At 45.0% G+C, this 19,708-nt stretch carries 19 protein-coding genes; 9 read left to right on the forward strand and 10 right to left on the reverse strand.

Annotated elements, in window-relative coordinates; genetic code table 11:
* Positions 1-59 precede the first annotated feature (59 nt).
* From MSED_RS06660 to MSED_RS06670, 3 genes are all read left to right on the forward strand, one after another.
* A complete protein-coding gene (locus tag MSED_RS06660) occupies positions 60-512 on the forward strand; it encodes a peroxiredoxin (RefSeq protein ID WP_012021259.1) in 453 nt (150 codons plus the stop codon).
* Between the two features lie 72 nt (positions 513-584).
* Complete coding sequence (locus MSED_RS06665) at positions 585-1,004, forward strand: hypothetical protein (RefSeq protein ID WP_012021260.1); 420 nt, start codon at positions 585-587, stop codon at positions 1,002-1,004.
* An 8-nt stretch (positions 1,005-1,012) separates the two neighbouring features.
* Positions 1,013-1,615, forward strand: coding sequence for a hypothetical protein (locus tag MSED_RS06670; protein WP_012021261.1), 603 nt, complete (start codon positions 1,013-1,015; stop codon positions 1,613-1,615).
* A 168-nt stretch (positions 1,616-1,783) separates the two neighbouring features.
* Here MSED_RS06670 and MSED_RS06675 read toward each other — a convergent pair whose 3' ends face one another.
* The gene (locus tag MSED_RS06675; protein ID WP_012021262.1) at positions 1,784-2,413 is read right to left on the reverse strand and encodes a ferritin family protein; all 630 of its coding nucleotides are present in this window, start codon (positions 2,411-2,413) and stop codon (positions 1,784-1,786) included.
* A 283-nt stretch (positions 2,414-2,696) separates the two neighbouring features.
* Between MSED_RS06675 and fdhF the strand changes: the two genes are divergently transcribed.
* The 3 genes from fdhF to fdhD are packed head-to-tail and all read left to right on the forward strand — an operon-like array spanning position 2,697 to position 6,683.
* Positions 2,697-5,618 carry a formate dehydrogenase subunit alpha gene (fdhF, locus tag MSED_RS06680; protein WP_012021263.1) on the forward strand — a complete coding sequence of 974 codons (2,922 nt, stop codon included), beginning with the start codon at positions 2,697-2,699 and terminating at the stop codon, positions 5,616-5,618.
* Positions 5,582-5,938 (forward strand): DUF1641 domain-containing protein, encoded by a 357-nt coding sequence (locus tag MSED_RS06685; RefSeq protein WP_012021264.1) that lies wholly within the window; start codon positions 5,582-5,584, stop codon positions 5,936-5,938. Before fdhF ends, MSED_RS06685 begins: the two co-directional genes overlap by 37 nt.
* Complete coding sequence (gene fdhD, locus MSED_RS06690; protein WP_012021265.1) at positions 5,919-6,683, forward strand: formate dehydrogenase accessory sulfurtransferase FdhD; 765 nt, start codon at positions 5,919-5,921, stop codon at positions 6,681-6,683. The genes MSED_RS06685 and fdhD overlap by 20 nt, the downstream gene beginning before the upstream one ends.
* Here fdhD and MSED_RS06695 read toward each other — a convergent pair.
* Both MSED_RS06695 and treH1 read right to left on the reverse strand, forming a co-directional pair.
* Positions 6,680-8,203, reverse strand: coding sequence for a 4-hydroxyphenylacetate 3-hydroxylase family protein (locus MSED_RS06695; RefSeq protein ID WP_012021266.1), 1,524 nt, complete (start codon positions 8,201-8,203; stop codon positions 6,680-6,682). The two genes, fdhD and MSED_RS06695, sit on opposite strands and share 4 nt — an antisense overlap.
* Positions 8,204-8,269: 66 nt before the next feature.
* Positions 8,270-9,967, reverse strand: coding sequence for an alpha,alpha-trehalase TreH1 (gene treH1 / locus MSED_RS06700; protein ID WP_012021267.1), 1,698 nt, complete (start codon positions 9,965-9,967; stop codon positions 8,270-8,272).
* A gap of 73 nt (positions 9,968-10,040) precedes the next feature.
* Between treH1 and MSED_RS06705 the strand changes: the two genes are divergently transcribed.
* Positions 10,041-11,195, forward strand: coding sequence for an NAD(P)/FAD-dependent oxidoreductase (locus tag MSED_RS06705; protein WP_012021268.1), 1,155 nt, complete (start codon positions 10,041-10,043; stop codon positions 11,193-11,195).
* A gap of 393 nt (positions 11,196-11,588) precedes the next feature.
* On the opposite strand, the gene MSED_RS06710 is transcribed toward MSED_RS06705, so the two are convergent.
* The 7 genes from MSED_RS06710 to MSED_RS06740 are packed head-to-tail and all read right to left on the reverse strand — an operon-like array spanning position 11,589 to position 17,887.
* A complete protein-coding gene (locus MSED_RS06710) occupies positions 11,589-13,016 on the reverse strand; it encodes a flagellar protein FlaJ (protein ID WP_012021269.1) in 1,428 nt (475 codons plus the stop codon).
* Entirely contained in the window at positions 13,003-14,541 is a 1,539-nt protein-coding gene (locus MSED_RS06715) for a type II/IV secretion system ATPase subunit (RefSeq protein ID WP_012021270.1), read from the reverse strand. The genes MSED_RS06710 and MSED_RS06715 overlap by 14 nt, the downstream gene beginning before the upstream one ends.
* Before the next feature lie 2 nt (positions 14,542-14,543).
* Complete coding sequence (locus tag MSED_RS06720; RefSeq protein WP_048060086.1) at positions 14,544-15,242, reverse strand: ATPase domain-containing protein; 699 nt, start codon at positions 15,240-15,242, stop codon at positions 14,544-14,546.
* A complete protein-coding gene (locus tag MSED_RS06725) occupies positions 15,224-15,709 on the reverse strand; it encodes a hypothetical protein (RefSeq protein ID WP_012021272.1) in 486 nt (161 codons plus the stop codon). The genes MSED_RS06720 and MSED_RS06725 overlap by 19 nt, the downstream gene beginning before the upstream one ends.
* Complete coding sequence (locus MSED_RS06730) at positions 15,709-16,170, reverse strand: hypothetical protein (RefSeq protein ID WP_012021273.1); 462 nt, start codon at positions 16,168-16,170, stop codon at positions 15,709-15,711. Before MSED_RS06730 ends, MSED_RS06725 begins: the two co-directional genes overlap by 1 nt.
* Complete coding sequence (locus MSED_RS06735) at positions 16,148-16,957, reverse strand: hypothetical protein (RefSeq protein WP_012021274.1); 810 nt, start codon at positions 16,955-16,957, stop codon at positions 16,148-16,150. The genes MSED_RS06730 and MSED_RS06735 overlap by 23 nt, the downstream gene beginning before the upstream one ends.
* Before the next feature lie 21 nt (positions 16,958-16,978).
* Positions 16,979-17,887, reverse strand: a complete 909-nt coding sequence (locus MSED_RS06740) for an archaellin/type IV pilin N-terminal domain-containing protein (protein WP_012021275.1) — start codon at positions 17,885-17,887, stop codon at positions 16,979-16,981.
* A gap of 497 nt (positions 17,888-18,384) precedes the next feature.
* Between MSED_RS06740 and MSED_RS06745 the strand changes: the two genes are divergently transcribed.
* Positions 18,385-18,849, forward strand: a complete 465-nt coding sequence (locus MSED_RS06745) for a hypothetical protein (protein WP_012021276.1) — start codon at positions 18,385-18,387, stop codon at positions 18,847-18,849.
* The gene (locus MSED_RS06750) at positions 18,846-19,601 is read left to right on the forward strand and encodes a hypothetical protein (protein ID WP_012021277.1); all 756 of its coding nucleotides are present in this window, start codon (positions 18,846-18,848) and stop codon (positions 19,599-19,601) included. The genes MSED_RS06745 and MSED_RS06750 overlap by 4 nt, the downstream gene beginning before the upstream one ends.
* The last annotated feature ends 107 nt before the right edge of the window (positions 19,602-19,708 follow it).

Genomic DNA, 19,708 nt, shown 5'->3' on the forward strand with positions numbered 1-19,708 from the left:
ATAAACTCAAGTAACAGGGTTGAACAAATCATTATAAACTAGCTTTCGAATTTTGTGCCATGAAATTGAAGGTAGGAGACCAAGCTCCAGATTTTGAGGGAGTAAGCGAGAGAGGAGATAAAGTAAGGCTCTCAGATTTCAGAGGAAAATACGTTGTGCTCTATTTCTATCCAAAGGACGATACACCTGGATGTAGGGCAGAGGCCCTTAGTTTCAAGGAAAACTGGGATGAGATATTAAAGAGGGGGGCCGTGGTCCTGGGGGTTAGCGGAGATTCCCCAGAATCACACGTAAGGTTCAAGGAGAAGTATGGCCTTCCCTTCACCTTGATCAGTGATGAAGGGGATAAAATAAGGGAACTATACGGGGCAAAGGGACTCCTCATTCCAGGTAGGGTTACCTTCGTGATTGATCCTGAGGGAAAGATCAGGTTAATTTATTCGTCACAAATGAATCCAACATCTCACGTGAAGGAAGCTCTGAAGGTTATACCTCCTGTACCTACAACCTGAAGTTCTAGGGAGGTTTTAAATGATAATTTACGCCACGGAAACCTTATTTAGTTAGGATGAGAAATTCCATTGATGAGAACGGACATTCTTGTGTTCTTAGCTTATAAATATGCCAAAGACGGTAAAAAGGACGCTATTTGCAGGGAAATGACGGACAGGAGGTTTGTGATTGTCTCGAGCAAAAAGACAACTGACCTGCTTCTTTACCTTATCTCCAAGAACATTGGGTTGAACGCTATGATGTACGTTGTGGACTCGAACACCCATGTCTCCTTTTCTAACGTTAACGACCTAAACGCATTAATAAAGGAGATCTCAATGACCTTGTATGATGACGATAATAAAACGTTTTTACAGAGCGTTGAAGACGACGGATCGTTCTTCTTTATGACAGAGAGAAAGGGGATATACGTACTCAAAAGGCTTGAGTCGGACGAGTTCTATAAGATGTGTACCGGGGAGGAGAAGGGAGGATCCCATCCCCATGTGTAGTGTTTTTCATGATCGTGGACATTCAACATGTTGGGATTAGGGGATATGAAAGAGATTTAGGGTTGGATCTGGTTCTTCTTAACCCGTCATACAGGCTAGGTTGTCAGTGCTGTGTGGACGGTTTCTATCAACAGTATCTTTGGTCGAGGGGAAGGAAGGGATACATACAGCTGGGTATTTACAATCCCAGGTGCAGGGTTCCAGTAGAGGTGGAACTGGAGAGGCAGATCAGGAAGGGGATTGTTGGCGTGGTGTTGAACCCTGCAAACCACGGGTACTCCTTGAGGGAGGCCAAGAGGACAGTGGAGTACGTCAACAGGAAGAGGCTCAACCTCTACCTTTACACTAGGACGCTGTCACTTGAAGAACTTGAGGAATTGAATGACGGGCTTGACGTGAAGCTGGTGATCCTGGATCCTAGGGAAGAGATATCTCCGCTCTCTAGAGAGAGTAACGTTTACTTCAATGTCAAGGATTACTCGGGGGATTTACCAAGTAAGAGGGCAATACTAGCCACGTTTTACCCCTATGAGAGTGAGAAGGTGGCCAGGGAATTACTCTCAAGGTTTAGCTGGACTTTTGATAACTTGCTTGAACTGGTAAGTACATGAACTGGTAACTCACATGATGACAAGTTTTTCCGTCAAAGTAAGAGTAACTGAGCTCCGCCTTCAATTAGATCTTTAGTCTAACACGAGAAGAACTGGTGAGACGTTTCTCAATGAGCGACTTACTCATCGAGAAGTCCCACTGGGAGATACTGACGTAAGTGCACGCCCCTAGATCTTGAGCTGAACCTCCCTAGCCCTCCTTAGTTCTTCCATCATCTTCACAATGTCTGGGAAAGGAGTCAGTGCTTCAAGATGCTTCCTTCCATCTGATACTATCTTCACGGCCTGGGGATATATCTCGTTCAACCTCCTCAGCGCGAACGTCTTATCTGTGACAAGACTTAGGCCAAAGTTGATATGTCTGGCCTCATCCTCTATTATGTGCTTTATTCCCTGAGTGAACCGCGTCAAGCCATATCTCTCTCCAGCGTTCCTGAGAACGTTTAGCCCGGTCGTGGCAAGAATTCCCTCAGTGACCAGGTGGAACCTGGTGACTATCCTCTGAATATCCCCGCTCTCAAAATCCTTCATAAGTTCGTCAAAGAAGTCAATATATGAGCTAGGTAGTTCCACTTCGGATAGTGGATCATCCCTGAAATAACTCTCAAAGAATTCGAAATGATCAAGCTCCTCCTGGTACTGCTGGGGTGAATATCCCCTCACGTTACCCACGAACTTCATGGATAGGGGCTTAAGAATGCTCCACCGGCTCATGTACCTCTTGGGATAAAAATGGGCTGATAAATACCTTATACCAAATCTGACCTCTTCAGGAATTTGATTCCAATTTAAGTCCATATGGATTACTGATTAAGATAAGCTAAAAACTTTTTTATAAAAATAATTAAAATGGAACTTGGGTTGATGGAACTTGTTTAATGAAGAGATCATTTCAATGAATAACCGTTTAATAACCCTATCACTTAAGCTGGTTGGAGAAAATTAAATATGTCTAGCTTATTTAATTCGGATCATCAGTTGTTTATTTTCACATCGCATTTATCTAAAGTATATAAAATGTATATAAAGTTAAACAACAATATAGAGATATGCTTTTAAATGTACCCAAGAAAAGGAGGTCATGTCTCTCACGGTGAGGATAAATGATAAAGTATATTCCGCTAACCCTGGGGAGACTATCATTGACGTTCTGAAAAGGAACAACATTTACGTACCCCACGTCTGCCTCAACGAGGGTCTAGTGCCCATAGAGAGCTGTGACACTTGTCTGGTCAGGGTAAATGGTAAGTTAATGAGGGCCTGTTCCACCAGGGTTGAGGACGGAATGACAATAACCACTAACGACGATAAGTCCAAAGGGGCTAGAAAGGAGGCCATATCTAGGATACTTAGATATCACAAGCTATACTGCACAGTTTGCGAGAACAATAACGGAGATTGTGTCCTTCATGAGGCCGTGATTAAGGAGAAGGTCTTCCATCAAAGGTACGTTGAGAAACCCTACTCCCTAGATAATAGTGGGCCCTTTTACGTTTATGACCCTGCACAATGCATCCTTTGCGGGAGATGCGTCGAGGCATGCCAAGACTTCGCCGTAAATGAGGTAATATGGATCGACTGGAACCTGAATCCGCCAAGGGTGGTGTGGGATCAGGGTAATCCCATTGGAAATTCTTCCTGCGTGAACTGTGGGACCTGCGTCACAGTCTGTCCCGTTAATGCCCTTATGGAGAAGGGAATGTTGGGGGAGGCTGGACTCTTTACGTGGATAAACCCAGAGCTCAAGAAGAAGACAATAGAGGCAGTTGGGAAAGTTGAGGACAACTTTAGCTTGCTCATGACAGTGAGCGAACTAGAATCCAAGGCGAGACAATCACAGATTAAGAAGACCAAGACTGTGTGCACTTACTGCGGAGTTGGTTGCTCCTTTGAGGTGTGGACTAAGGGAAGGAAGATCCTGAAGGTAGAGCCCAAACCTGAGTCACCAGCGAACGGGATCCTGACTTGCGTCAAGGGTAAGTTTGGGTGGGATTTCGTCAATAGCCCAGATAGGATAACTAAACCACTAATTAGAGAGGGAGATCACTTCAGGGAAGCCAGCTGGGATGAGGCAATCCAGCTTGTTGCGAGGAAGTTTAAGGAAATCAAGGAGAGGTATGGCCCAGATTCCCTGGGCTTCATTGCCTCAGATAAAATGACCAATGAGGAGGCTTACCTCCTTCAGAAGCTAGCTAGGGCAGTTGTGGGCACGAACAACGTAGATAACTCCTCTAGATATTGCCAATCTCCGGCTACAGTGGGTCTTTGGAGGACCGTTGGAATAGGAGGTGATTCCGGGACCATAAGGGACATTGAGAACGCTGATCTAATCCTCATAGTGGGGCATAACACCACGGAAAGTCACCCCGTTGTGGGGAGTAAGGTTAAGAGGGCCCAAAAGATCAGGGGGGCCAAGATTGCCGTTATTGACGTCAGGAAACACGAGATGGCAGAGAGAGCTAACCTCTTCATCAGGCCCAAGCCAGGTACAGATGCAGCGGTCTTGGCAGGGGTAGCGAAGTATATCGTGGACCAGGATTGGGTGGATCACGAGTTCCTCAAGAGAGTTAATGGTTTTGAGGAGTTTAAGGAGACCATCAAGGGCTTCACGCTGGACTACGTTGAGAGCGTGTCTGGAGTGCCCAGGGAACAGATAATCAAACTAGCTGAAATGATACATCAAGCAAAGGGCGTAGCAGTGTTGTGGGGGATGGGTGTAACTCAGCACTTAGGTGGGGCTGACACTTCCACCATCATATCCGACCTTCTCCTATTAACCGGAAATTACGGACGCCCAGGAACCGGGGCTTTTCCCATGAGGGGGCACAACAACGTTCAAGGGGTCAGCGACTTCGGTTGTCTACCAAACTACATGGTAGGATACCAAAAGATGGAGGAGAGCGTTATGTCCAAGTTCGAGGACTCGTGGAGAACGACCCTTAACAGAAAACCTGGCCTGCAGATACCACAAATGATAGAAGGGGTCCTCGAGGGAAAGATCCATGCCCTTTACGTCGTGGGAGAGGATACCGTGATGGTTGACTGTGGAACTCCTCTTACTAGAAAGGCGTTGGAGAACGTGGACTTTCTTGTGGTTCAGGACATGTTCATGACAGAGACAGCGAAGTTAGCTGACGTCATACTTCCAGCTGCGGCGAGTCTTGAAAAGGATGGGACTTTCGTCAACACAGAGAGGAGGATACAGCGGATCTACAAGGCCATGGATCCCTTAGGTGAATCAAAGCCTGACTGGGAAATAATCCAAATGATAGCTAACGCCATGGGAGCTAACTGGAACTATCATCATCCCTCGGAGATCATGGACGAGATCGCTAGGCTGACCCCAATATTTGCTGGCGTTTCCTATTCGAGGCTCGAGGGTTTCAATAGCCTGGTCTGGCCAGTGAACGAAGATGGAACTGACACCCCTCTGCTTTACGTGAATTCCTTCGCCACTCCTGATGGAAAGGCAATCCTCTACCCGCTGGAGTGGAAACCAAGACCGCTGAAGGATGAGGTACACTCCATAGTGGTAAACACTGGAAGGGTACTTGAGCATTTTCACGGTGGTACAATGACTGGAAGGGTTGAAGGTCTTAGGAGAAAGTTCCCAGAAACGTTCGTGGAAATATCCAAGGAACTAGCTGAGAGGTACTCCATCAAAAACGGAGATCTAGTACTCGTTAAGTCAAAGTTTGGAGGGGAGATCAAGGCAAGGGCGCTGGTCAGCGAAAGAGTGTCAGGAGAGGAAGTGTTTATTCCCCTCTTTGCCTCAGAACCCTCAAAGGGTGTGAACAACTTGACAGGCCAAGAGTTTGATAAGGCTTCCGGAACTCCAGGCTATAAGGATACGCCCGTCTTGATCGAGAAGATATCCAGCGGTGAGGGAACTCCGTTACCAAGGGATAACTGGAGGTTTCACGTACAGGAGAGGAAGAGACAGATCGGGATTGAGGTGACCAAGAAATGGATGAGAGAGGAGTTCAAACCCTTGACAGAGTAATGGCTCAGCTCGTCGAGAGCGGGGAGGCCCTTGAGCAGTTCCTGAGGCTAGTGAACGCTCTCAACAGGTCTGGGATCCTCCCCTTCCTGATCGGACTGGCGGAAAACCTAGACGTCACGCTCTCCACACTGACGGAACAGAACACTGGGCTAATCAAGACACTGAACGTGATATACGCTGCGCTTAACGGTGATGAGGAGGTGCAGGACGTGTCTCTCACCCAGATATTGAAGGAGTTTAACGACCCAGACGTTAAGAGAGGGCTATTGCTAGTGCTGAAGATACTTAAGGCGATAGGAAGTGCAAGTAAGCAAGGTTAACCTAGTCAAGGTGAAAGACGGACATACGGAGATAGACGAGGACTTCGTGGCAGTTGAGGAACCCCTGGAGATAGTTGTCTGTAATGGTGGATGTAAAACCTTCGCAATAGTCATGAGAACACCTGGGAATGACCAAGAGCTTAGTCTGGGATTTCTCTACTCCGAGGGAGTTATTGATTCCATAGAAGATGTAGTGAAGGTAAAGCAGGAACTAAACAGGGTAGAGGTGTACCTAAGGGACGTGAAGAAACTTGAGTCCCGCCAGATAGTGGTTAACTCGAGCTGTGGGATATGCGGGAGAGCTCTCCTCTACACCTTGGACATCCTATCCACTAACGCTACTGTGAGCAGGGATGTGATCCTTTCGTTACCCGAGAAATTGAGAGAGAGACAGAGTGCCTTTAACGTGACAGGTGGTCTCCACGCTGCTGGACTTTTCACGAGGGAGGGGGAACTACAGTACCTCTATGAGGACGTGGGAAGGCATAACGCTGTGGACAAGGTTGTGGGGAAACTACTCATGGAGAGAAAATTACCGGCTAACTCCAGTGTTCTCCAGGTTAGCGGAAGACTTGGATATGAGATCGTGAGCAAGGCAATTATGGCCGGGATACCTGTAATAAGCGGAATATCTGCCCCCACTAGCTACGCAGTAAGGATAGCAGATAATGCGGGTGCAACACTGATAGGTTTCGTGAGGGGAAAAAGCTTTAACGTATACTCTCATCCAGAGAGAATATCTTAACTCTTGAGACCGGCCTCCTTAGCCTCTGCCTCAGACTGACTCTCTCTCCAGGGCTCGGCCTTACTCGTGAACTTCACTTCGCTCTTTCTCCCTGCTAACTTCTTCGCTACTTCCTGGGCAAAGTTCAGGTCATACAACCTGGAGAACATTATTCTCTGCGCTGCGGGACTTCCTGCTCCATGAACAGACTCTATCTGGAAAGCCACACCCATGCTCACGTTCTCCACGAGCCTGACCATCCTCAACCTATCCTCGGCCGTGAAGTCCTCAGCTCCCTGGAGGTACCTGGATATGTACTCCTTGAGTTTGGGGTTCTTTAGGTCCCATTCACTGGGGGCTGTTCCCACAATTCCTCCTGCTAGGTCTATGGAAAGCTGTGCAATCTGGGATGGGAACCTAGCAACCAGGTGTTTCGTGACATTAGCGTGCATGGGGTTAACCCACCAGCAGTTATCACACATTTTCACGGCATTAAGGCTCGCAGCGATTCCAGCTGAGTACATGGTCTCGGTAAGGAAGATCATCTCAGTGAGCTTATCCTGAACGTGGGACGCCCTATCAACTCCAATCTGCTTTGCTAGATCTGCACTTGCCCCTATGATCACGTCTCCGAGTCCGGCCTTACATCCACCATAACCCTGCCTGTGATAGGCAGAGAATATCTCAACCAGGGTTCCCGTATACTCCCACTCACCTGCCAAGAAAACCCTGTTCATGGGGACGAACACGTTATCGAAGATCACTAGACCCTCGTGATTGTAGAAGTAGGGAAGTCCGTCTATCTCACCCTCCTCCATTCTCCTCGCATCATTCAGTTGCCTCCCCACGACTATCTTGACCCCTTCGGTATCTGTCGGGATCGCGAACGCAACTGCGTAATCCTTATCCTCCGGGCCCATTGCCCTAGTGGGTAGCACGACCATCTCTTCTGTTGCCGCTACTCCCGTAATGTTAGCCTTGGCACCTGACACGTAAATTCCATCCTTTGTGACCTCGGTTATCCTGAGGTAAGCGTTCTTGTTGGGTTGCTGACTTGGTTTAAGGTTCCTAATACCCTTCGCGTCAGTCATGGCTCCAGCAAGGGCAAGGTCATTCTTCTGAACGTACTTGAGATATTCCACAAATCTATCCCTCACCTCGGTTTTGCCCTTCTTGGCCATCATAGTGGTCACAATGTGAAGCGTGTTCAGGGAATCCCAACCAACGCATCTCTGGAAACATGCCCCTGTTTTATGGCTCAACTTTCTCAGCAACTTAACCTTAGCAGCCAGATCATCCGGTGATCTATGAATATGATTAAACCTGTTTATCTCCTCCTCTAGGTAGGGACTCCATGCCCTGCCTAACTCCTTTGTGTCCTCTTCCCAAGCAGCGTCAAATGTAGCCTTAAAGGACATTACAGAAGGCTTAAGGAAGGGATGCTTAGTCACGTCCTTGACTTCCCTGCCCATTACGTAAATCTCCACCTTTGACCTGTTACTTATGGATTGGAGATATTGCTCCCCTGTTCTGACGACCATGCAAGTTAATAGGGTTTAAAGTTTTTAAAGTTTAGTATAATGTTCTTTTAACTGAAACTCAAAAGTTCACTGAAATCGTTCCAGTTCCTTGAGTGCCGAAACAACCTGTGCGTGAACGAAAACCTGGGGGAAGTTACCGGTGAACTCTAGGGTGGAGGTGTCCAGATGCTCTCCTAGGAGGTGAAGGCTGCCGGAGACCCTGTCTAACCTCTCCAGGAGATCCCTGGCCTTCCCTGTTTCGCCTAACCTTATGTAAATCCTTGCCAGCCAAAGCGTGGTGAGGAGGAAGGGATGTTTCGCCTCTCCCATGAAGTCCGAAACATATCTCTTGACGAATCCGTCCTTAACCAGATCCCTCTCTACCCTGCGTAGGGTATTTAGAAATACCTTATCGTTAACGTCAACGAAATCGTAAAGGGGTGCCGAGAGGATCGAGGCGTCAACCTGGTCACTTCCTGGATATCTAGGAAAGTACTCTCCTGACTGTTCAAGAATCCAGGACCTCAGCTCCTCCCTAGCGTCCTTCCATCGATCCTGCATGCCTAGGGTACTCGCGATCTTCCCAGCCCTGTCCATGGCAACCCACATCATCACCTTAGAGTGAATGTAGTGCTGAGGCTCTCCCCTATCTTCCCATATCCCTGAGTCCTTCATTCTCCAGTTCTCTGCCTCCCAGTCAGCGAGATAGAAAATCTTCTCGAGGGCATCGTAAATGTATACCCTATCTCCCGTCTTCTCAAAGTACTTGTAGAGCGTTGCCATGAAAAATCCCTCGACGTCGAGCTGAACCTGAGTTGACGCCCCGTTTCCCACCGTAACCGGTCTAGATCCCCTGAAACCTGAGAGCCAGGGAAGTTTCCTCTCTGGAGGTGGGATAGTTCCCTCCACCGTGTAGAGGGGGTAGAAGAAAGGTTTCGACGAGAAGTTAATCAGGGAGAGCAAGAAGTTAATTATGTCCCTGGCCTTCACCACGTAATCCGCGTCTAGGAGGGACTCGGCGATAATAGAGGAGTCCCTTACCCACGCAAAACGGTAGTCCCAGTTCCTGGACCCACCTATCACCTCTGGTAGGGAGGTTGTGGGGGAAGCCACTGGACCTCCCGAAGGGGCGTAGATGGATCCCAGGAGAACTGCAAGTGAAGTGGTGTATAAATCCTCTAGGTATATCCTGGACTTGGGTAGGGACCTTCTCCAGTACTCAACGGTCTTCTCAAAGGGTCTGGAGAAGTCAAGGGATAGGTGGGAGGTCCTCTCGCTCAATGGACCGTGCTTGGCATCTGATGAGTAATTAGCTACGAGATATCCCTTTCCGCTTGAGAATTTCCAGACATCGTCGCTCTCCATCTCCACTTCTCCATCATACTCATAAAGAAACGCCACACAGTCCCTCCCCCTTGGATTGATTCTCCTATTGCCATCGGGAACTGGTCTGTAGAGACCATAATGGAATATTGGATTGAACACAACCCTGAAGGGAAACTCGCTCTCCACCCTCCTTATAATAATGGTCTCCCCTATGGGAATAAGGTCTTGGATAACCATCTTTCCCTGGTCTGTTTCCACGTAAGTTGTGAGAACCATTGGGTCCCTGTATTCCTGAGCCATGTAAGTTACCTTTCCCGGCACCACGGAGAATTCCCCTCCCCTTTCATCAACCAACTTGGAGAAGATTGAGGGAGAGTCGAACTTGGGAACTGGAAACCAGACAACCGATGTGCCGTCAATGATAGCGGATGTTATTTGATTGGAAATGAAGCCTAACACACCTAGTTTAGGAGTTGGGCTATTAAACTGTTTGGGACGACAAAGATTAATATTCTTTATCTCATTTTATCTTATGAAATTCTTAATACTTGGAGCAGGGTATGCAGGACTTACCGTGGCTCATAAGTTGAGGAGGTACCTCAATGACGAGATAACCGTTATCTCTGAGTCTAGGGTGGTGAGAGAAAACACAATTTTCCCGCTTCTCCTCACGGACGAGGTGAAGGTCGAGGAAACTGAATTTGACGCCAAGGTAGCCATGGAGAGGAAGGGAGTGAACTTCGTGGAGGGTAGGGTGACGCAGATCCTGCCTGAGAGCAGGGAGGCCAAGACGGACAAGGGAACCTTTGACTATGACTATCTCTTCCTAGCCCTCGGTGGAGGATATGAGGAGAACTTCAGGAGGATACCTGGACATGAGAACGCAGTCATGCATCACACCCTGGATGGATTCCTCAAGCTTAAGGAAATGCTGTGGAACACTGAGGGGAACGTGTTCGTAGGTAACGCGCCAGGGAGTCCCATAGAGGGTCCCTCGTATCAGGTCGCCCTCATAGCTGAGTACATTCTTAGGAGGAGAGGGGTGAAGGGGAAGGTTTACCTGGCTACGCAAAGTCCCAAGGGTGTCTTTGGCCCAATTCCCTTGGACTGGGTTCACGAGAAGGCCAACTCATACTTCGAGAGGAGGGGTATAAGCGTCCTCAAGGGTAAAGCCGTAAAGGAGATTAAGAGAGGGAAAGTAGTCTTGAGCGACGGCCAAGAAGTGGAGGCTGATGTGATCTCCGTGCTTCCCTCACTCTCTGCGCCAAAGGTGGTTAGAGATGCTGGACTTGCGGGAAATTCAGGTTTCGTTGAGGTGAAGTTACCAAGTTTTAGGAAGGATGACAGGATATTTGCCCTAGGAGACCTGGCCCAGACTCCCTTCCCTAGGACAGCTAGGGCAGCAATGATCTCCGCAGAGAATGCAGTCTCGTCAGTGTTAAGGGAGGTCAAGGGACTGGAGTTGCCCATGTACTCCCTAGGTGTTCTATGCGTGATGGAGGGAGGAGATGACGGTGGAATTCTTAGATTCGATACGAATGGGAAAGAGGTGAAAACCACGCTAGCCTTTGGAAAGAGTTACGTCACCATCAAGAAACTCTACAGTAAACTTCTAGTCAAGAGGGCCTTTGATGTTCCCTATCACGGAGCGCTAACAGTTGAAATACGCTACAACTTCTCTCCTTAATAAGAAATTATGAACTCGCGCGTCATATACGCCGTTTCCTTGATATTTGAGCTTTTATCCGTAGATGATCTTAAACCATATAATATCGATCTAATATCCTTAGATGCCCAATCAGACCCGGTTACTTGCCGGTTCTCATCAGGATTAATGGAGTTAGATTTCCTTTCCTATCAAATGGATTAGTAGTCTATGAACCCCAGATAAATCATTTTTGCGTGTCATGAAATTGGTGATACCAGAAATATAAGCTCACTTGAGTGAATACCTGGAAATCCATCAGTATCGTTACCTCCTACCTGAAAATGATTTTAACATTGGGAGGTTAAGGGGGTAGAAGTCCCCATCGCGAGGTGGGGATGCTCCGTCCGTAAGGGCGGTGTAGTTCATGCTAATTCAGATATTGCCTGGAATGCTAGTTACTGTTGGTAATCCTTGAAATACCCCTGAGAATATTCCCTGAGTCAGAACATAGGTGAAATGGAAACTGAGAGCAGTAATCACAAGAAGTATTCCCACAAAGTAAAGGGAGGAATAGAAGGTCTTACCATATGCGATTGCAATAGAAATTCCGTTAGCAAAGGACAGCGCAACTAGGATAGCCAAGAGAAGCAGTGATAGCTGAGGAATACTAACCTGTCCCAGAGTGAAAATTGAGTTAATAACATTTGTACTGAAAATATTCTCGAATACCTGGATTAACGCCAAGAGCGAACCACCTATAGCCGAACTGGCTCCCTGCATGGCGAAGACCGAGGCTTCGAAGGCTCTACCGTTCTGCTCCCTTCTAGCCCTAAGGTTGAGCAGTGTAGTCCCTATCCTTGAGACAGTTTCGCCCACCTCTTTTACATTACCTCCTAACTCCACGGTAGCCGATATAATTCTGTTCATCATCAAAATCAAAACACTACCGCTCTCCTCACCCATCATCTCAAAAATTAATGACTTTCTCACGCCAAATTTGAGCCTATTTAGGGAAGATGAAACCAGAGGTCTCATGGTCCCCAGATCCCCCCTCATCACACTGAGGAAAGTATCCATTAAATTGTTGACTACATGATAGGTCCTGGAAAAGTAGGTGACAAATGCCACATAATGTCTTTCTAATATGTTAAGTCTTCTCTCCTTCATTCTGAAAAACATTCCTGTTCCTATTAACACTCCTCCCGCTATGGCCACAGCAACATAATTTCTTTGAAGTAGCATTATTGTCATGGATAAGAGCAACCCTATTACAGCAACCAGTTTCTCATTCCTCTTCAGGATCACGTAAATCTCTGGTTTATATAGCACGTAAACCACTAGGGTAAGTAGACCTATCACGGCAACCATTGCCATGGAAAGCAGTTGAAGAACTGAAGTTCCCACATCAAACAGGATAGATACCAGTGTCAAGTTTACCATCAGGAAGACTAGCGAGCTACTCAAACTCCCATAAATTGCAAGAAAATTATTCATTGATTCTATTTTCCTGTTCATGTCAGCGTTATAATCATTTAATGTCATGTCTATTTCCCTGTTTAAGAAAGAGATCATCTCATCCCCGTGGGAGAGGGCCTGTGAAAACCTAACTATGAACTCTCTGAAAGGTTTAATGTGAATCTTAGTACTCACGATATTGATTGCGTTGGAGAACTTGTATCTATATCCGTGAATTAGCGTGGCCAGTCTACCAAAGGTCTTGGAGTACTCTCCAAAGTACTTAAGGCCAGAGAGTGTCACCACTATGCTCTCTGGCGGAAGATCCGCAGTGAACAGGGCCAGTATGTACGCTACTAAAAAGATAAACTTGGAGTCCACTTCGTCTTGACTACGTAACTGCAATTTGCCTGATCGCCTCCTCCAATCCCATTTGTCTAGATTTAAGAATCCAATTCCAGACATCAAAATAATTGAATATCTTCTTCTCCACAAGTGTCTTGATAAATTGTGCCCTAAGATTGAGCTCATCATACAATAAGTTCATGTTCCTCCTATCTATTCCCCTCCTCACCGCTATCTTGTTCTCGATGAGAAACGAGGATCCCTTACCGGCAAAGTTAATCTGGTCGTAGATGGGATCATAGGTAAAGACTGGGACAAATATGACATCGCTAGTCACTGGATCAACATCTATGATCTCATCCACCTCTATGACCCTTCTCACAGAATTTCCCTTCTTATCGTACAGAGCGCTCTGGAACAGGGCTAGGTTCAAATTATTGATATACGATTTGGGTACCTCTATTGGATAACCGCTCAGTCTCTGTACTAGAGTCCTGATGTTAGCTGCGTGAAATGTGGCCATAACTGAGTGGCCTGTCTGCATTGCCTGAAACGCTACGTTACCTTCCCTATCCCTTATTTCTCCCACTAGAATATAGTTGGGCCTCTGTCTTAGGGCCGCCTTAAGCAGATCAAATAGCTTTACTGTCCCTTCGCCTCCAGTTTCCCTAGTTACCTCAGCCACCCAATTCTCATGAGGAACTGTAAGTTCTGGGGTGTCCTCGATTGTAATTATCTTCAGATTGGGAGGAATGAAGGCAGTAATTGCATTAAGTGACGTCGTTTTCCCTGACGCTGTTTCCCCACACACAAATAGGTTCATCCCCTCATCTAGCAACATCCAGATATACCCTGCCAGTATTGCTGACATGGTACCGCTGGCTACCACTTGAGTTATACTCATTGGAACCTTACTGAACTTTCTTATGGTCAGATTGGAGCCCCTTCTACTTATGTCCGTCCCAAAAACGAAGTTTACCCTAGAGCCATCGGGAAGGGCTGCGTCTATGATGGGCCTATTATGCGAAACTGGTCTTAACGTCTTCTCGCTCAAAGTGACAATCAGTTCGTCTAGCTCTTCTTGATTTTCTATCCTTATATTTGTCTTCATGGGTCCAAATAACTTATGGACAATGTATACGCTCCCTAACCCTGGGAGGCTTATATCCTCAATGAACGGATCTCTTATCAGAGGCTCTATAGGCCCAGTATACAATTTATCTCTGATAAAATGATAGATAATATATTCTCTGTTAAACCCCTTAGTTTTTATCTTTTCCAGAAGAGCTCTCATCTTCTTCTCTTTCTCTTGCAAAACGTCAGGTACTTTCTCTTTGTAGTTAATTAATTTGGCAAACTGTATTTCCACGTCCTCAAGGAGACTTGCTGGAGGTCTTGGAGGCTCTATCACGAAGTATTGATAATATCCGTCATCCGACCTTCTGCTAAGGGCATGGATGAAAATTAAATCGGATACCTTGTAGATTATATTGAAAACCTTAGACCCCTTATACCTAGATGGATCGTCTACTATTTCTGGTCTCTCCTCGAGTCCATTTATGTAACTCTGGAGGTACTCACTCATGGTCAAGCCCTCGACAAAGTTAGTGGAACCACTTTGATTCCTAAGCTTGGATCTACATCAAATGAAATAGAATCAGAACCGAAGGTACTTTCGCTAGTTTTTATCTTCTCAATAACCTTAACTCTCCTATTTCCAATTGACGCAGATGATGTTCTAAAGTAGACATCCGCTTCGCTCCTCACTCTAGTCACCATATCCTCACTAAACGCGTTTGGATGAACAGTAATGATGATCTCCTTGCCGTTTGAGACTGCTACACGCAATCCTTTAAGGAATTCCATAAGATCCTCTCCCCTTGCAAAGGTAGAGATAACAGTGAAGCTATCAATTAGTACGAAGTCCTTCACTCTCCTTATGAACTCGAGGATGAAATACAGAAGCTTCTTTGCGAGAGATGAATTCCAACTAAATCTACTGGTGTTAAGTGGGGCCATCCCTAGTTTCCCTCTTAAGAAAAAGGGGATAAGGTCTATCTTAACCTCCCTCATTTTCTTGAGGTAACCGTAAGTTGATTGTTCCGTTGTGATAATATAACCAGACTTTCCTGCAGAAAGCAGACCGTACACAAATTGGGCGCCCATTACGCTTTTTCCCGTCCCATGATCTCCTTCGATCATGATAAGGGCAGGGAATGGTATTCCTCCCAACCTTCTATCTAATTCCTCGTTTGTGGTGGGGATAATCATAGGGTACCCCTCCACACTGCCGAAGTACCATAATTCGTGGATATCACTGCAACCGCAGGGGTATTGGGATATGGTGGATAGGGAAGAACTATCTGAAATTCTGAGCTACCGTCAGGTTCTAGAATCTGAGAGGAAGTCCATTGATAAGAGGAGGGAGAGTTTGAGAAATTATAAAGGGAGACCAGGAGAGTAGATTTATTACTTATATTGGCATAATATTGTATAATTACAGCAAAATGTTGAAAGTCCCAGAGGGGAATTGAGCCGTTATTGGTCACCATGAGGATTAGGTCATTTCCAGATAGGGAGACGCTCCCTATTGATATCTTAGAATTCAACTGATCTAGATAGAGCGATTGCCTTACGCTCTCAGATTTCTCGACAGTACCCACAACGTTCGTTACAACTAGAAATATGGAACCAAAAGTGGCCAAGCCTATGAATATAGTTAGCGAGAATGCTATAACGTTGGAAACCCCCATTACATCACCTCAAACACGTAATCTGTCTCATATCCGTTCTGTGCCACAAACATAGCCTCATAGTACTGATACTGCTGAAGTGGAGCTGGAAGAGTTAGCGTTATCTTTGCAGTACTGCCCGGAGACAGAACCGCGACAGATGAGGTCCAGTTTGGTGGAGAAGAGGTAGAGTATCCTGTTGGTTGAAGTTGATATACCTTGCCAAAATACAGAGTGGATGAGGACATGAAGATGTCCGTTTCTCCCGTATTCTGAATATATATTACCACTGTGGTAGAGGAAACATTGGTTGCATAAACTATCTTCAGATCAGTGGTGAGTTTCTGCGACAAGGAGAGGGACATAGAACTCATACCAGAGCTAATGCTAGTCAGTGAAAAATAGACTCCAGCCACTAAAACCCCTACGAGAGTTATGCTGGCTATAACCAGGATGGACTCACTGATTATCTCTCCTGCCATTTCCATCACCTATCAGGACCGACATGAATTTAACCAGCTCTGAATCCACCGAGTTGTAACTCTTTGCTATATCATAGGCTATTAGGGCAAGTTCTGCAGCATCTACTTTTGGACGGTTCTTATGGATGATGTCCTCTATTTTAGATATCATCTCCAAGTCTTGAGGGGAGATAAGGCCTAAGTTAAGGAGAGCCCTAATCTTCACCTTATCATAGTCTAGAATTGCTAGAAGGATTGATAGCTGTATGAGTTTTTTTAAATTTATATTTGGAAGCTCATTTTGAGAAATATCCTGCGTGATGGACGAGCTACTGTTCGGAATATTCAAACCAGTGAACTTAGCATCCACGCTGTCCCTTGAGGTCTTAGGATCTTGCTCATTTAATTGAATCAAATTGAATGGAGATTCTGCATCGCTTTTAGTAGCTTTAATAGCCAGGGCCAGATCCTCAAGGTTTTTGCCCAGATTTTCTACAGACTGTCTAAGCTCTGTTGAGGTATCAGAGATCATCTTTGCTAAGTCTGCTTCCATCTTGTCCACACGTGATGTTATTTTAGAGATGTCTTGTTGAGGTTGAGGTGTAGAAGTTTGAGTAGGTTGTTGAGGTGGAGGAGGTATAGGTGAAGGAATTGCAGATTGAGCAGAACTGTTTGTGCCAGTTGGCCTTCTGAAATTTATTCTACCTGGTCTTAAAACAAAAAAGAACAATAAAACAAAGAATATAGAAAGAGGGACTCCTACGGAGAAGAAAACAATAAAAAATTGACTTGAAAAAAGGTCGGTCATTTAACTTACCTCGTTGTGCTATTATCCAATCGCGGTAACAGTGCCTTCAGGTTGATATATGTATTCGGATAAAGTCAGTGGCGAACCGATATTTGGCGTTATTTGAATATTGATGGTCTGATATTCGAATACATGCTGTCCCAGATTAGGGCCGAATAATATCATGAAGCCTACTGTAGATCCGGCAGGGGCAATGGCACTTCCAACTAGTGGATCTCCAGCAACAGGATATGAGAACGCGAATGTTTGATTAATGAACACATAGTACAATACTTTTTGCCCAGCTATAGTTAAAGTGAAAGTAAAATTATTATCATTTTTAAGCCATGAAGGCTCTGGGTTGGTGCTGGAGAACGAGGTGTAATTGATATAAATTGGTGAATGTCCGCTAACTTTGGATAGAGATTGATTTAAAGCTAATAATGCTAAATACGGGCTTGAGAAATAATAGTAAGTATTACCTCCGCTAGTTAAATTACTTTCAAGAGTCAGAGAATAGCCACTTGCAGATACAGGAGTTAAATGGGTATCAGTAAGTAGTGTATATTTGTAAATATTAGAAAGTGTAATGCCCTCCTCTGTGGCTATAAATGAAAGTCCAGTTGTGGCAGGATCTAATTCTACGCTAGAAACTCCGGAGGTCGGACTTACTGTGAAATAAATCCAGTAGCTCTTTGTATTACTTGGATAGTTCACTGCATAAAGCACCGAACTAGATACTGTTAGAGCCGTAGAAGCCGTCTCTTCACCCTTATTTATAGTAGTTTTAGCTTTTTGCGTAACGAATAGGCCCATATTTATAGCTACGAAGGCTAGCACGGAGGCGGTTATTATAAATGCTATTAATATTATTGCTGTATCCAATCCAGCTAGCCCTCTTCGCCTTACCAATTTATTATATTTTTGGACCAGACCTCTAATTTTTCCCATTTGGATCTCACTTTCTGATGAACCTCCAACGGACCATCATTTTAAATATGCCCTAGGATTTCGACCCAAAGTCGATGATTTTACCGACGCGGATCACACAATAAAAGGTAGTTTCAAGATTTTATCTTAAATAATATCTAGCTTTAACAATATTTCCACGAAATAAAACATGGTGTCGTCATGTCAGCATAAATGAGTCCGCATGAAGATAGAATCAGGAATCCAATCACGAACCATGAAAATTGTGCCACTGTAATGACATCATGAAATAAAACAAAGAGTGTATATATTTTTAAAAAGAGTGTATATATTTTTAAGATGAGATCCGTAAGAGCTTTCTTAATCCCTGCATACTTCACAGATTAATATCCAGGAAATCAACGGAGAACTTGAAACAATAATGCTCGATCCTTAACAAATATCATCTTCATGCCCAATTGCGACTTAGAGTCGAAACCACAACTTCTCTTTAAATAAACGCTTTACCACAGACTATCATGCCTTACTTTCTAGGATACGAAGTGTTCACAAATGCTAGCAATCCAATTTACATTTTCTATATCTTTAACTTTACAAATCATAGTGTATTAATCAGTACAGTCAATCCTGTTACCCACACTATCCTAAACTATACGTCTGCTATTCCTAGCTTTCTTCTAGTTACTTCCGTAAACGGGACCCCTGTCTCATTTCATCTCCAAGGCCTCTCTATCCCTGCATTTGAGGTAATGAGAAACGGAATTTACATCTATTCCACAAAGGGAGTGCTGCTAGAACAAGTAAATAACAACGGAAACATGACGCTGATTTACGCAAATTTTCCTGGACTTACCAGTCAATCCCTCCCCAGTCTGCACGGGTTAGCTGGGAATATCGTTCTCTTCCCTGTCAATATTATAACCCTTCTTGGGATTGTTCTCTCGCTCCAGCTGTTTTTGATACTTAAAAAGGTGATTAGATGATAGTTGTTAAACGGGATTTCGCGTGGTTTTCAGCTGGTCTGGCCTTCTTGGCAATAGTGTTCTCCCAAGGGATTGACATCACACTAGGTAGAACAACATTTCTGAACGTTTACGAACTACCGATGTATTCCATTATACTTAATATTCTTGCTTCTATTTTCTTGGCATTTAACAAGGGTTACTATATTTACGCGATTCCAATTTCATTTCTGAGCTATTTGATTCATCCTGAATTAATTAGTATAATTATTTTCGGATTAGCGCTGACAGCCGTGAAGGGAATTCCAACTTTCGCTAGGGACGTTCTCCTTGGAATAGATGCCTTTGGGATAATATATGTATTACTAGCCCTCATGTCTATAAAAATAAATTTTCTCCTTCTACCAATCATGGCAATTCAAGCTGGAACCCCCATTCTAATTCCTTTGGTCCTAATCTTCGGGATACTCTACGGGCTAAAGAGAGATACTATAACGGAAACAATGAAATTCCCCATAACCTTAACAGTACTCATTACATTATTAATTACCACCTTACCGCTCACCGCCATCAATTCTCTTGGAAAATCAGAGACTGTGGACTGGATATACTATGCCAGTTGGATATCCTCCCCCTCAGTAGGATGGTTCTTCTTTTCTAGGCCACTATACTTGGTTCTGCTATATCCCTTCGGAAAATTAATTGGCCCTGATATAGTCTCACAGTGGCAAATTCCTGTTCTTTCCTTGATTTTCATCTTTTCAGCCTATTAGCTAGGGAATTCGGTCAAGGAGGGATTAGGTCCCCTAGCAGCTCTCTTAGCTGGAGTGTCTCCTACACTTCTAACATTCCTTTATTCAGGTTTGCAAGCAAATTTCTT

It is taken from the genome of Metallosphaera sedula DSM 5348 (assembly GCF_000016605.1).
GTDB lineage: Archaea > Thermoproteota > Thermoprotei_A > Sulfolobales > Sulfolobaceae > Metallosphaera > Metallosphaera sedula.